11 protein-coding genes and 1 pseudogene are annotated in these 13,545 nt (G+C 72.2%); 4 read left to right on the top strand and 8 right to left on the bottom strand.

The window, feature by feature from the left end; all coding sequences use genetic code 11:
• Positions 1–66: 66 nt before the first annotated feature.
• A complete protein-coding gene (locus ACFRMQ_RS27060; protein ID WP_380733247.1) occupies positions 67–5,247 on the bottom strand; it encodes a hypothetical protein in 5,181 nt (1,726 codons plus the stop codon).
• A gap of 334 nt (positions 5,248–5,581) precedes the next feature.
• Between ACFRMQ_RS27060 and ACFRMQ_RS27055 the strand changes: the two genes are divergently transcribed.
• The gene (locus ACFRMQ_RS27055; RefSeq protein WP_380733246.1) at positions 5,582–6,541 is read left to right on the top strand and encodes a helix-turn-helix transcriptional regulator; all 960 of its coding nucleotides are present in this window, start codon (positions 5,582–5,584) and stop codon (positions 6,539–6,541) included.
• On the opposite strand, the gene ACFRMQ_RS27050 is transcribed toward ACFRMQ_RS27055, so the two are convergent.
• From ACFRMQ_RS27050 to ACFRMQ_RS27030, 5 genes are all read right to left on the bottom strand, one after another.
• On the bottom strand, positions 6,529–6,867 hold the full coding sequence (locus tag ACFRMQ_RS27050) for a hypothetical protein (RefSeq protein WP_380733245.1): 339 nt from the start codon (positions 6,865–6,867) through the stop codon (positions 6,529–6,531). The two genes, ACFRMQ_RS27055 and ACFRMQ_RS27050, sit on opposite strands and share 13 nt — an antisense overlap.
• Positions 6,864–8,165 (bottom strand): hypothetical protein, encoded by a 1,302-nt coding sequence (locus ACFRMQ_RS27045; RefSeq protein ID WP_380733244.1) that lies wholly within the window; start codon positions 8,163–8,165, stop codon positions 6,864–6,866. The genes ACFRMQ_RS27050 and ACFRMQ_RS27045 overlap by 4 nt, the downstream gene beginning before the upstream one ends.
• A gap of 84 nt (positions 8,166–8,249) precedes the next feature.
• Positions 8,250–8,591: a hypothetical protein gene (locus tag ACFRMQ_RS27040; protein ID WP_380733243.1), complete on the bottom strand. Its 342-nt coding sequence runs from the start codon at positions 8,589–8,591 to the stop codon at positions 8,250–8,252.
• Positions 8,592–8,811: 220 nt separating this feature from the next.
• Positions 8,812–9,393, bottom strand: a complete 582-nt coding sequence (locus ACFRMQ_RS27035; protein ID WP_380733242.1) for a hypothetical protein — start codon at positions 9,391–9,393, stop codon at positions 8,812–8,814.
• Positions 9,394–9,514: 121 nt separating this feature from the next.
• A complete protein-coding gene (locus ACFRMQ_RS27030) occupies positions 9,515–9,745 on the bottom strand; it encodes a hypothetical protein (protein WP_380733241.1) in 231 nt (76 codons plus the stop codon).
• Positions 9,746–9,876: 131 nt separating this feature from the next.
• Between ACFRMQ_RS27030 and ACFRMQ_RS27025 the strand changes: the two genes are divergently transcribed.
• Positions 9,877–10,512 (top strand): DUF7003 family protein, encoded by a 636-nt coding sequence (locus ACFRMQ_RS27025; protein ID WP_380733249.1) that lies wholly within the window; start codon positions 9,877–9,879, stop codon positions 10,510–10,512.
• 42 nt (positions 10,513–10,554) lie between these two features.
• Here ACFRMQ_RS27025 and ACFRMQ_RS27020 read toward each other — a convergent pair whose 3' ends face one another.
• The gene (locus tag ACFRMQ_RS27020) at positions 10,555–10,833 is read right to left on the bottom strand and encodes a hypothetical protein (protein WP_380733240.1); all 279 of its coding nucleotides are present in this window, start codon (positions 10,831–10,833) and stop codon (positions 10,555–10,557) included.
• 17 nt (positions 10,834–10,850) lie between these two features.
• A complete protein-coding gene (locus ACFRMQ_RS27015) occupies positions 10,851–11,198 on the bottom strand; it encodes an antibiotic biosynthesis monooxygenase family protein (RefSeq protein ID WP_380733239.1) in 348 nt (115 codons plus the stop codon).
• 626 nt (positions 11,199–11,824) lie between these two features.
• Here ACFRMQ_RS27015 and ACFRMQ_RS27010 point away from each other — a divergent pair.
• Positions 11,825–12,337: pseudogene (locus tag ACFRMQ_RS27010) on the top strand (ParA family protein); the annotation flags it as partial.
• Positions 12,337–13,524 carry a ParB/RepB/Spo0J family partition protein gene (locus ACFRMQ_RS27005; RefSeq protein WP_380733238.1) on the top strand — a complete coding sequence of 396 codons (1,188 nt, stop codon included), beginning with the start codon at positions 12,337–12,339 and terminating at the stop codon, positions 13,522–13,524. The pseudogene ACFRMQ_RS27010 and the gene ACFRMQ_RS27005, both read left to right, overlap by 1 nt.
• The last annotated feature ends 21 nt before the right edge of the window (positions 13,525–13,545 follow it).

The following is a 13,545-nucleotide window of genomic DNA, read 5'->3' as shown; positions in this document are numbered from 1 at the left end:
CGGTGGGTTCCGTGGCCCCGGCGGGCGCCGGTTAAGCGGGTTGTTCGGTCAGATCGGTCGGGTCGGTCAGCGGTTGCGGCGGCGCCTGCTGAGGCCGAGGGCGAGGGCCCCGATGATCAGCAGCACGGCCGCGACGGCGGTCGCGGTGAGGACGGCGGCGCCGGTGTGGGCGAGCGGTCCGGACGGCTTGGGGGCCGTGGGGTTGCTGGGGTTGGTGGGTGTGGCCGGGTCATCGTGCTCGACCTTCACCGTGGCGGTGGCCTCGGGGGAGGTGATCACGCTGTTGCCCGCCTTGCCGGTGGCGCCGGCGGTGTTGACGACCTTTCCGTGGGTGGCGTCCTCGGCGGTGATGGTGTGCGACTTGGCGCCGCACTCCATCACCTCACCCGGGGCGAGACTCGTCCTCGGGCAGGTCACGTCACCGGCGGTGGGGTCGTCGACCTTGATGTCGGTGACGGTGAGGGTGCCCTGGTTGGCGACGGTGAACTTCCAGTCGATGCGGTCCCCGGCGTCGGTCTTCCCGTTCCCGTTGACGTCGGTGACCTGGGCGGACTTGGTGAGGCCGAGCGCGCCCTGTCCGTTGGAGGGAACGGTGACCTCGGACGGCGGGGACACGGGGGGTTCGCCGCGCGGCGGGGTGCCGGTGGCGGTGGCCGTGTTCCTGATCGTGCCGGTGTCGACGTCGGCCTGGGTGACCTTGTAGCCGGCGGTGCAGGTGACGGTGGCGCCGGGCGCGAGCGAGGACGCGTCCTTCGGGCAGGTGAGGGGGGAGAGCTTGCCGTGCCCGGTGAATTCGCCCTCGGTGACCTTGACGTCCTTGATGGTGACGTTGCCGGTGTTGGTGACGGCGAAGCCGTAGGTGACGGTCTCACCGGCGACGAGCTTGCCGGGCTTCTCGGTCTGCGCCGACTTGACCACCGTGAGCGCGGGCTTCGGCGCCTGCGGCAGCTCCACCTCGGACGGCGGGGACACGGGGGGTTCGCCGCGCGGCGGGGTCCCCGTGCCGGTCGCGGTGTTCTTCACCGAACCGGCGTCGACGTCGGCCTGGGTCACCACGTAGGTGGCGGTGCAGGTGACGGTCGCGCCGGGCGCGAGCGAGGCCGTGCCGGCCGGGCAGGTGACGGGGGAGAGCTTGCCGTGCCCGGTGAACTCGCCCTCGGCGACCTTGACGTCCTTCAGCGTCACGTTGCCAGTGTTGCGCACCGCGAAGCTGTAGGTGACAGTCTCGCCGGCGACCAGCTTGTCGCCCTGGCCGCTGGTGGTGGCCGACTTGACCACGGTCAGGCCGGGTTCGTCGTCGGTCGTCACCGTCGTCTCGGACGGCGGGGACACCGGGGGCACGCCCTTGGGCGGGGTGCCGGTGGCGGTGGCGCTGTTCTTCACCGCGCCCGCGTCGACGTCCTCCTGGGTGACGGTGTACGTGGCGGCGCAGAGCACGGTGGCGCCGGGCGCCAGGGTGGTGGCCTCCTTGGGGCAGGTGACGGGGGACAGCTTGCCGTGGCCGGTGAACGCGCCTTCGGTGACCTTGACGTCCTTGAGGGTGACGTTGCCGGTGTTGGTGACGGCGAACTTGTAGGTGATCTCCTCACCGGCGACGAGCTTGCCCGTGGAGGAGGTCTTCACGACCGCCAGCGCGGGCTTCTCCGGCGCGGGGACGACCGTCTCGGACGGCGGGGACACCGGCGGTTCGCCGCGAGGCGGGGTGCCGGTCGCGGTTGCGTTGTTCTTGATCGAGCCCGCGTCCACGTCCGCCTGGGTGACGGTGTACGTGGCGGTGCAGGTCATCGACGCGCCCGGGGCCAGCGAAGCGGCCTGGTCGGCGGGGCAGGTGACGGGGGAGAGGGCACCGTGGCCGGTGAACTCGCCTTCGGTGACCTTGACGTCCTTGAGGGTGACGTTGCCGGTGTTGGTGACCGCGAAGTCGTACCGGACCTGCTCGCCGACGATCAGCTCGTCCGGCTTGCTGCTGTGGCCGGTCTTGACCACGGTCAGGCCGGGCTCGTCGTCCGTCGTCACCGTCGTCTCGGACGGCGGGGAGACCGGCGGTTCGCCGCGCGGCGGGGTGCCGGTACCCGTGGCGGTGTTCTTGACGGTGCCGGCGTCCACGTCGGCCTGGGTCACCGTGTAGGTGGCCGTGCAGGTCACGGTGGCGCCGGGGGCCAGGGAGGCCACCTCGGCGGCGGGGCAGGTGACGGGGGAGAGGGCACCGTGGCCGGTGAACTCGCCTTCGGTGACCTTGACGTCCTTGAGCGTGACGTTGCCGGTGTTCTTCACCGCGAACTTGTAGACGAGGGTCTCGCCGGCGACCAGCGTGCCGGTCGAGGCGGTCTTGGCGACGGTCAGGCCGGGTCCGTCGGTCGTGGTCACCGTCGTCTCGGACGGCGGGGACACCGGCGATTCGCCCTTCGGCGGAGTACCGGTGGCGGTCGCGCTGTTCTTCACCGAACCCGCGTCCACGTCCGCCTGGGTGACGGTGTAGGTGGCGGTGCAGGTGACGCTGGAACCCGGGGCGAGAGAGGCGGCCTCCGCCGGGCAGGTCAGCGGGTCGAGCTTGCCGTGGCCGGTGAACGCGCCCTCGGTGACCTTGACGTCCTTGAGGGTGACGTTGCCGGTGTTGGTGACGGCGAAGTGGTAGGTGATCTTCTCGCCGGTCACCAGCTTGTCGGTCGAGGAGGTCTTGGCCACCGTCAGCGCGGGCGCCGGGGGTTCGGTGACGGTCACCTCGCCCGGCGGCGACACCGTCGGCGGACCGCTGGGCGGGGTGCCGGTGGCGGTGGCGCTGTTCTTGACGGAGCCGGCGTCGACGTCGGCCTGGGTCACCGTGTAGGTGGCCGTGCAGGTCATGGTGGCGCCGGGGGCCAGGGAGGCGGCCTCGGCGGTGGGGCAGGTGACCGGCGAGAGCTGGCCGGTGCCGGTGAACGGGCCTTCGGTGACCTTGACGTCCTTCAGCGTCACGTTGCCGGTGTTCTTCACCGCGAACGTGTAGGCGATCTCCTTGCCGGCGATCAGCTTGTCGGTGGAGGCCGTCTTGACCACGGTCAGCGCGGGGTCGCTCGGCGACGGGACGATGACCTCGGACGGCGGGGACACCGGCGGCTCGCCCTTGGGCGGGGTGCCGGTCGCGGTCGCGGTGTTCTTCACCGAGCCGGCGTCCACGTCCGCCTGGGTGACGGTGTAGGTGGCGGTGCAACTCACCGTCGAACCCGGCGCCAGCGAGGCCGCGCCGCTCGGGCAGGTGACGGGGGAGAGGGTGCCGGTGCCGGTGAACGGGCCCTCGGTGACCTTGACGTCCTTGAGGGTCACGTTCCCGGTGTTCTTCACCTCGAACGCGTAGGTGACGTTCTCTCCGACGACGAGCCTGTCCGGCCGGCTGCTGCTCGCGGTCTTGACCACGGACAGGCCGGGCTCGTTCGGAGCGGTCACGGTGGTCTCGCTCGGCGGGGAGACCGGCGGCGGACCGCTCGGCGGGGTGCCGGTGGCGGTGGCGCTGTTCTTCACCGAACCGGCGTCGACGTCGGCCTGGGTGACGGTGTAGGCGGCGGTGCAGAGGACGGAAGCCCCTGGCGCCAGCGAGGCCGCGCCGCTCGGGCAGGTGACGGGGTCGAGCTTGCCACTGCCCGTGAACGCGCCCTCGGTGACCTTCACGTCCTTGAGCGTGACGTTGCCGGTGTTGGTGACCCGGAAGCCGTACGTGATCTTCTCGCCGACCGCCAGCTTGTCGGTGGAGGAGGTCTTGACCACGGTCAGCGCGGGGTCGCTCGGCGCCGGGACGGTGACCTCGGACGGCGGTGAGACCGGCGGCGGGCCGGTCGGCGGGTTGCCGGTGGCGGTGGCGCTGTTCTTCACCGAGCCCGCGTCGACGTCGGCCTGGGTCACCGTGTACGTGGCCGTACAGGTCATCGACGCACCGGGCGCCAGCGAGGCGGCCTCGGCGGCGGGGCAGGTGGCGACCGGCGGGGTGCCGGTGCCGGTGAACGCGCCCTCGGTGACCTTGACGTCCTTCAGCGTCACGTTGCCGGTGTTGGTGGCCACGAAGCTGTACGTGATCTGCTCGCCGAGAACGAGCCTGTCCGGCCGGCTGGTGGTGGCGGACTTCTTGACCGACAGGGCCGGCGCCGACCTCTGTGCCGGCACGGTCGCCGTGGCGGAGGCGGGCGGGCTGGTCATGCCGACGTCGTTGGTCCCGGTCGCGGTCGCGGTGTTCGTCACCGACCCGGCGTCCACGTCGGTTTGCGAGACGGTGTGGGTCGCCGTGGACGTGCACGTGACCGAGGCGCCGGGGGCCAGGCCCGGCGCCGGCGGCTTCGGGCAGGTCACGGTACCGAGGGCCGGGTCGTCGACCGCCACTGACACGAGGGGTGTCGACCCGGTGTTGGTGACCGCGAACGAGTAGGCGATGGTGTCACCGGCCTTCGCGCCCGTCTGGTCGGCGGCCGGGGTGACCGTCGCGGTCTTCTTCAGCGACACCGAGGGGGCCGGGCACAGGACGCTCGGCCGGACCTGCGCGTCGAAACCCTCCGCGTTCGCACCGGACTTGATCTGCACGGCGATCGTGTTCAGGCCGGTCTGCCAGTTGTTCTTCAGCGTCGTCTGCGCGGCGTTCGCCGTCGTGAAGCCCGCGTAGTAGTAGACGCCGGTCATCTGCCCGGCCGGCGGCGGAGCGGTCAACGTGGTCTGCGGGAGACCCGTCGTCTGCTTGGACTGGGCGACCCCGTTGACGTACACCTCGGCCACGGCGTTGTCGGCGAGGAAGTTCATCGACAGCGCGAAGGCGGACGGACTGACGGACGGGGAGAGGTCGAACTGGTAGCGGTAGTACCAGTCACCGTTGGTCGGGCCCTGGTCCGGTGCGGCCTTGGTCTGCTGTGAGATCCACTGCGCGTTCTGGTAGGGGCTGGCAGCCCACACGCTCGGGACCAGGTTGGCCACGTTGGCCGGGGCGAACACGGCGCCAGCCGGCGGCGGCGCGACCGAAGCCGTGGCCGCGAAGGGACCGGCGACCTCCCAGTTCGCGTCCTTCGCGCCGTCGGCGAGGACGCCACCGGTCGCCGCGTCGTACCCGGTGTTGAAGATGTTCGGGCTCGTCGTGCACGTGACGGTCGGCACGGCTGCCTGCGCGGGCGCCGGGGTCAACGCGGTGACCGCGACGCCGATCGTGGACGCCATCAGCGCCAGCGCGCCCACCACCGCTCCCGACCGGAGCCGCCGTGCCCGGTGTCGCCCCGGGCCGCGCATCATGGCGGTCATTCGGCGGCCCCCGGCGTCTGCCGCGCTATGCCGCCGAGGCCGTGCGAGGTGGATCGCTTCCACCGTCTCAACCACATCATTCCGGGAACTCCCCTCCAGGCCGCCACACACAGCGGCTAAGGGCAGGACCGCGGTGGCAGCGAGGTTCGACAAGAGACGTACTTCTGGTGGCAGAGCAAAGCACCGATTTGTAAAAGGTTGGTACATTTAGTCAAATACCGGCGTTTCGTCCGGCCCATCGAACCGACGGCTCCCAGGTGGCTTCGGGCGGCCTAGGATCACCAGCGGACGAGCCCATGAGACGCGGGCGAACCGACGGTGGGGGGAGTGCGGCATGCGGGGGAGCCGGACCATCGCGCTGCTGCTGCTCCTCCAGGGCCGGCGGGCGATGACCGCCACGCAGCTCGCCGCCGAACTGGAGGTCTCCGAGCGCACCGTCCAACGGGACATCGCCGCGCTCATCGAGGCCGGGGTGCCGGTGTACGCCGAGCGCGGGCGCGGCGGGGGCTACCGGCTCGTCGACGGCTACCGCACCCGCCTCACCGGCCTCGAACGGGCCGAGGCCGAAGTGCTGCACCTGGCCGGACTCCCGGGCCCGCTGCGCGACATGGGCCTGGCCGGGCAGGCCCTCGCCGCCCGTCTGAAGGTCGCCGCCGCGCTGGGCGACGCCCCCGCGGCCGCCGGCCGGCGCTTCCACCTCGACGCACCGGCCTGGTTCCGCGAGGCCGGCGCCCCGCCGCTGCTCGCCGAGGTGTCGCGGGCCGTGTGGCAGGAGCGCGTCCTGCACGCCCGCTACGCGGCGCGCGGCGGCACCCGGGAGCGGCGCCTGGAACCGTACGGACTCGTCCTGAAGGCCGGGCAGTGGTACCTCGCGGCGCGCGGCGCCTCCGGCCGGGTCGGCACCTACCGCGTCGACCGCTTCGAGACCGCCGAGGCCGGCGGCGAACGGTTCGAGCGTGACCCGGAGTTCGACCTCGCCGCCTACTGGGCAGCCGCGGCACGGGAGTTCACCCGCGCCATGCTGCGCGAGCGGGCCGAGGTGCGGCTGAGCCCGACGGCCGTCGGGAACCTCGCCGCGCTGCTGGAGCCGGTCGCCGCCGCCGACGCCCTCGCCACCGCCGGCCCCCCGGACACCGACGGCTGGGTCACCGTGACCCTGCCGGTCGAGAACTGGGAGATCGGCTACCTCGAACTCCTGCGCCTCGGCCCGGAAGCCGAGGTCCTCCACCCGCCCGAACTGCGCGCCCGCCTCACCGAGGCGACCCGCCGCGCCGCCGCGCTCTACACCCGGTGAAGCGGGTACGCCTGGTCGATGTGGATCAGCCGGGCCACCGCCACCGCCAGCAGCAGCGCCGGCAGGACGAACCACCAGGCCCGCAGCCAGTTTCGGCGCACCGCCAGGACCGTGAGGCCCAGCGCGGGCAGCGCGAGCCCGATCGCCAGGTAGGCCGCGATCTCGACGGCGAGCAGCACGTCGTCGTCCCAGGGCCCGTCGGGGCGCATCGCCAGCGCCGAGTACGCGCCGAAGGCCGCGCCCAGCTCCAGCAGGCACAGCACGGCGGCGCTGGCGACGGTCGCGGCCGAGGGGCCGCGCCGGGCCGTCGTGGGCGGTGCGCTCACTTCATCGCCTCCCTGGCCCGGTCGAGGTCGGTCATGAAGCCCTGGCCGTACGCCTGCGCGTCGGAACTCTCATAGCCGGGGCCGCCGTTGTAGCGGGCCGCCAGTTCCTGGTACTGCTCGGGGGTCATCCGGTCGGCCGGGACGTCCGCGAACCCGCTCTCCGCCTTCAGCTGGGCCAGGTAGCCGGAGGCGATGAAGATGTTGGTGGCCGGGTTCTTCAACGCCGCCACCACCTGCTCCCGCTGGTTGTCGGTGAGGTTAGCCGAGTCGTAGCCGAGCACCTCGGCGGCTCTCCGGACCTGGATGGACAACGGCCCGTACGAGGTGGTGTCCGGTTCACCGCCGAGGCGGCCCGGCAGGTACTTCGGGATCACCGGGAACCAGGGCTGTTCGGCCAGGCCCCGGGCGCCGCCGGCCAGGTCGTCGAAGACCCGCCCCTTGCCGCCGACCTCCTGCCAGGCGATCCCGGCGACCATGTCCGGCGGCAGGCCGCTCTGCCGGGCCGCGGCGGCGATGATCGTACTGTTCGCCTTGATCCAGTCCTGGCGGTCCTTGTCCGAGGTGGACGTCAGCCAGTAGTTGTTGTTGACGCCCGGCGGCAGCCCCTCGCAGATGGCCGTGATCCGCAGCAGCTGGGAACTCACCACGACGTCCGGCCCCATGGCGGGGACGGTGTCGACCTTCGGCCCGGCGCCGGCCAGCCGCACCGTCGGGTCCGAGGCCGCCTCCGCGACCTCGGCGGCCACCAGCGCGTCCACCCGCTGCATCAGCGCCCGGGCGTCCTGGTAGCCGACGCGGAAGTCCGGGACGGACTCGCGGGCGAGCCTGAGACTGCCGACGCAGAGCTCGCGGGCGCCCCGCTCGGCGTCGCGGGCCCGGGTGAACGCCTCCGACGCCTGATCGTGCAGCCGGTTCGCCTCGTCCCTGATCGCGTCGACGTCGACGGTCAGCTCGGCGAGGAAGTCCAGGACGCCGGTCGTGCCGCGCAGGTCCTCCCACTGGCGCATCGGCTCGGCCCGCTGCGCCGTCCTGGTCACCGGCGTCGCCTCGCGCGCGATCACGTCGGCCAGCCGCCGCTGTGCCTCCTTGCCGGCCTTCAGGTGGCCCTGCGCCAGCACGACCGCGTCGGCGTACCCCTGGAGTGCCCGGCAGGCCAGGTCGAAACCGGTGTACAGGCCGTCGACCAGCCCGGCCACGTCCCGCAGCCGGGCCTCGTACTGCGGGCGGTGGTCACTGGTCCAGTGGACCTCGTTCGCCTTCTTCACCACCGGCTGGACGGATTGCAGCAGCGCGCACATCCGTCTGAATTCCAGTGCGTTGTGTTCGATGAGCGGCGCACTGCAGTCCTCAAGGAATTTGACATCCGTGTAGTAGGTCACCGGTCACACCGTCCCGGCCGCGGTCGGCGGAATGTAGTGAGAGGAATCGACGAATGCCGCCAGACTGGAGGCGACGTCGGCCTCGGCCCGGGTGTAATTGCCGCCGGTGGTTTTCAGTGCCGTGGACAACGCGGTGAGCAGCACCACCAGGTCGTCGTACTGGTCGACCGCGAACCTGGCGAACTCCTCGACCTTGACCGCCACTTCACGGTGCGACCGGGGTAGCCGGGCGGACGTTCCGGTCTCCCCGTCCAGACGCCCGGCGCGCAGCAGGCCGGCGATCTCCAGCAGCAGATTGGCATTTCCGTTGATCGATGCGGGTCCTGCGCCGTACCCTCCGGACATGATCCATCCCCCCTGGCGACGGAAACCCTCTGCGTGAACATGGTAGCCACGCGCGGAAAACCGGCAAGGGCGCGAACGGGCGCACTCCGCGGATTGCGGCGAATGCGCCGCCGTCGAATCGGGAAAGAACACTTGCCGACCTGCGGGGCAGCCGGGAATTGCCGGCCCTTGACCTTCCGTGGGAATGTGCCGGCGCGTACCGCGCCGCCCGGCGGGCGGCTCAGGCCGCCAGCTCGGGAGTCCCGGCCTCCCGGCGCGGCGGCGTCGCGGTGGCGAGGGAGCCGGCCGGCAGCGCCCGGCCGAGCACGAGGAGGTCCGGCTCCGGGACCCCGTACGTCAGGACCCGGTCGGCGTCCCTGGTGTGCTGGAGCGTCACGTCCAGGACGCCGGGGAACCGGGTGCGCGTGCAGGTGCGGCACTGGACGGCCGCGACCCAGCCCGTGGCCATCGCGATCCCGGCGTAGGCGCGGGCGCGACCGTCGGGCCAGGTCGGGTCGAAGGCGTGGCCGTGCCGGTCGACGCACCAGGCGTGGCGGGACACCGTGCCGTCCTCCTCGATCGCGAACCCCTCGGTGTACGCCAGGCCGGGCGAGCGGCGGGCGACACGCCACGCGTTGGGGAAGCCCGCGCCGCCGTTGCCGCGCCGGGGCATGCCGACCGGCCAGGGCGACGGGGTCTGCAGGCGCCCCTGGTCGAGGACCACGGCCTCGGCGGTGAGCCTGCCGCGCGCGGCCCTCGCCCGCAGCGCGCCGACCAGGACCCGCTCGTGCAGGGAGGTTTCGGCGTTCTCGATGGGGGCCACGCTGGCCAGTCTTCTCAACGCCCGCGGGCCGCGCGAGGAGTACTACGCCATCCGGTGCGGCCGCCGAACACCGCGCCCCGGCAGGCCCCTTGGCCCACCGGGCCGTGCCCGTCCCGGGCGCCTACGCCGACGGGTCCTGAGCCCGGTCCTGAGGCGGGTCTTGATGCTGCTCCTGAGGCGGCTTCGCGCCGTCGGACGGCGGGGGCGCCTCGTCCTCCCGCCCCTCCGCCGTCGGCAGTTCGTCCGGCAGCGGCATCGCCGGGTGCCTGGGCACCCGATTGGGGCCGCGTGTTCCCCGGCCGCGCTGGTCGCGCCACCGGCCCTGGTCGTCGCGGTGGATCCTGGCGCTCATGGCGTCCTCCTCGTGCTGGTCGAACCCCCATCGTGGCGCGACCGTTCCACCCGGGGGCACGATTCCGGTCACGGGTCAGGGGGCTCCCGCCGACGGGCGGCCGGGCGGCCGGTCCTATCCTGGGGCCCGTGATGACGACCTCGTCGATCCTCGGGCAGTTCGACCTCTGCGCGGAACGGGCGGAGTTTCCCGACCTGGACAACGGCTACTTCTATCCGGTCGACGCGCGGCTCCACCTGTTCGGTGACAGTTCGCGCTGGGCCGTGGTCGCCGAACTGCTGGGCTACAACCCGCGAGGCGGCAACCTCGTCGACGTCGTGCACCGCTTCGCCAACTGTCTCACCCGCGGCGAGCCCGGATTCGGCGACTTCCTGCCGAGGGTGGACAACATGGAGGAGATCGATCCCGAGGGCGCCGAGGTCTACGCGGGAGGGGTCCCGGTGGTCGTCCGCCGCACCGCGCTTACGGTCGACGCGCATGCGGGCACACCTCTGCAGGACGTGTTCCGTCTGCTGGCGCCGGCCAACCGGGACCTCCTGCTGGCCGACGAGGCGGAGCTGCGGGCCGACGTCCCCGCCGACCTGCCGGAGCTGCTGCGGCTCGACGAATGGAACCAGCCGGAGGACTTCGGGGACGTCATGCCCGGCGCGCACGAGACCTTTCGGATGATCGCCGAGGTGCTGGATACCGGGGATCCGGCCCGCTACCGGCCGACGCTCGCCCCGAACACCCACTGGTCCCACTGGCCGGACGCCGGGACCCTGTAGCCCCCGCCCGCCGGCCTGCCCGCCGTCAGCCGGGCCGGCACGTCAGCGGATCCGTTCCACGACGAAGCCGACGCGCTCCAGCCAGGCCACGGCGGCCGCCTTGCCGCCCGAGAACTCCTCGCTGGTGAGGGCGCGTCCGTACTCGTGGCGGTGCGCGACCCCGGCGATCGCCTTGGAGTCGTAGGTGCGCCCCTCGTGGTGCAGCACGTAGACGCGGGCCCTGCCGAAGCCGTACGTCTCGCGGAACGCGTCGGCTCCGGCCTCGTCGCACTCCTCGATGGCCCTGAGCACCGATTCCCGGCTGAGGGTCCCCTTGTGCACGGGCGCGTCGCAGGGGTCTACCGGTCGGCCGGGCGGGTGAATCCGTAGGCCCGTTCGACCTTGGCCACGTGGAGCGCGTACGAGGCGTACCAGTGCTCGCGTCCGTGCTCGCGGGCCAGGACGTGGTCCGCGTGTTCCCGCCAGGCGGCGATCGAGGCCTCGTCCTTCCAGTAGGACACCGTGACGCCCAGGCCGTCCGCGCGGCGGGCGGAGTCGATACCGAGGTAGCCCGGCTGGTCGGCGGCCAGTTCCATCAGCCGGTCGTCCGTCTCCTGGTAGCCGTTGTCGCCGGGAGTCCGGAGGGCGGTGAAGATCACGGCGTAGTAGGGCGGGGAGGGCAGCGAGGCGGGCGCGGGATCGGTCACGGGGTTCTCCGGCGGGCGGCAGGGGTGGGGTGGCGCCTCGAACGATCTCGTTCCCTCGCCCGGGCCCACAACCCTCCTGTCCGATGATCGACCAACGCTCCACAACGCTCACCGGAGCGTCACCTCGACGCCGGGCCGGAGGCGGCGTGCTCGGGGGCAGCGTCGTCCTGCTCGCCCGGAACTGACGGGGGAGCGGTCTGACGCATTGACGCCCCCCCTGTCGACGGAACACCACTGCGCCTGGGAATTCCGGAAGTTCGCAGGTCAGAAGCGCTCGGCAGGGCGGACTTCCCGGATATCCGGCCCGGCACGGCTCGCCATTTCGTGTTCGGATCGTTGCTCTGGCACGGGCGGGTCGTGTCGGGCTTCGGGCTGATCATCTGGAATGCTGTTGTCCGTCCGCTGCCCACGGCTTGTGCGGCGGGCATCCGCAGTACCGGGCACTCGGCCCGGGAAGCCCACGGAGAGAACGGAACATCATGAAGCCATCCGTGCTTGTCGTGTCCACCGACCCCCAGGGGTCCGCCGTCGTCTGGGCGGAGCGGGTGGGAGACAACCTGCCTTTCGACTTCATGGCGGCGCACGAGCATGCCGAGCTGCTGGTGAACCTGAAGAACACCGGCGCGAAGGTCCACGTCATCGCCAACCAGAAGGGCGGCGTGGGCAAGACCACCACCACGGTCAACCTCGCGGCGTGCACCTTCGACGTCCTCGGCGAGAAGGACGAGTACCAGCACATCTTCATCGACACGCCGGGCACCCTGGCCGATGAGGAGATCCTGCGCAGGGCACTGGAGATCGCGGACGACGTCCTGGTCCCGATGATCACCGAGCCGCTGTGCTTCGACCCGACGGCCCGGACCATTCAGAAGGTCATCGAGCCGATGGACATCCCCTTCCGGGTCGTCGTCAACAACTGGGACCCGCGCGACGGACGTGCCGACCTGGAGGACACCGAGGCGTACATCGCCGCGAAGGGCTGGCCCCGCGCCAAGACCGTCCTGCGCCGGTACAAGATCCACTCGCGGGCGGTGGCCGAGGGAACGGTCGTCACCCAGTACAAGGAGAGCGGCACCGCCTACCGGGCCCGCGAGGACTTCTTCCGCCTGTCCCTCGAGCTCGGTTACGGGGGCCGCTGATGGCAGGCCGTCGCGTCTCCTTCGCCTCGATGGCCGCCGACCCGGTGGTCGACGCCCCCGGGGTCGAAGGCGCCACCAACACCCCGGCGGCCCGGTGGATCCCCACCGCCAGCTGCCTGCCCAACCCGCGCAACCCCCGCGACGAGCTGGGCGACCTCTCCGACCTGGCGAGCATCAAGGACCGCCAGCTGCAGAGCTGCCTCGCCGTCACCCCGGAGGCCTACCTGCGGCTGTGGCCGGAGGACCGGCAGAAGCTGGGCGCCGGCCCGGAGGACGTGATCGTCGTCAACGGCAACCGCCGTCGGGCGGCCGCCGAGCTGTACGGGCGCGAGCAGCTGCTCGTCGTCGTGGACGACTCGGTCGCCGAGTCCAAGGCGACCCTGTTGCGGGCCGCGCTCGACGAGAACATGGCGCGCAAGGACTTCGACCCGATCGAGGAGGCCAACGCGGTCCTGCTCATCGTGGCGCAGTACCCCACCGCCAAGGAGGCCGCCGAGGCCGAGGGCTGGTCGCAGAGCTGGATCTCGCACCGCAAGAACCTGCTCAAGCTCCACCCCGACCTCCAGCGGCAGGTCCGGGCCAAGGCGCGTGGCGAGGAGGGCGTCTCCATCAACGTCGCCCGCCGGCTCGGCTCGGTGAAGGGCATCGACGCGATGTCCCTGGCCGAGCAGGCGGCGGAGCTGGAGCAGCTGCTCCAGGCCGACGCCGAGGCCGTGGTGGCCAGGCGGGCGGCGAAGCAGCAGGCCAAGGCCGCTGCCGCTGCTCCCAAGGCGACTGTCGACGCTCCCGCGCCGCAGCCCGCCGCCGCCCCGGCGCCCGCGCCCGTTCCGGCGGCCCAGCCGGCTCCCGCCACCCCCCGGCCGGAGCCCGCGCCGGAGCCCGCACCCGCGCCCCGCTCCTCGGCCGCGAGCCCTGAGCCCGCTCAGCGCCCCGACCGATTTTCCGCGGAAAATTCCGAGTCCGTCCCGATGCCGGAACAGCGGGTCGTCGCCACCCCGTCGGACGACCCGGCACCGGCCTCCCCGGTCACTCCGGCCACTCCGGCCTCCTCGGAGGAGGAACTCGGCGCCGTCGACTGGCACAACGTCGAGGAACTGGCAGACGCCATCTGCCGCACCCTCTCCGCCGACGAGGCCTACCGCCTCGCCGACGCCCTGGCCAACCGTCTCCTGACGACGGGCGCCTGACCCACCCACGGTGTCCCGCGC

The organism is Kitasatospora sp. NPDC056783 (genome assembly GCF_042789895.1).
GTDB lineage: Bacteria > Actinomycetota > Actinomycetes > Streptomycetales > Streptomycetaceae > Kitasatospora.
This window is presented reverse-complemented; position numbering and strand designations above follow the sequence as displayed.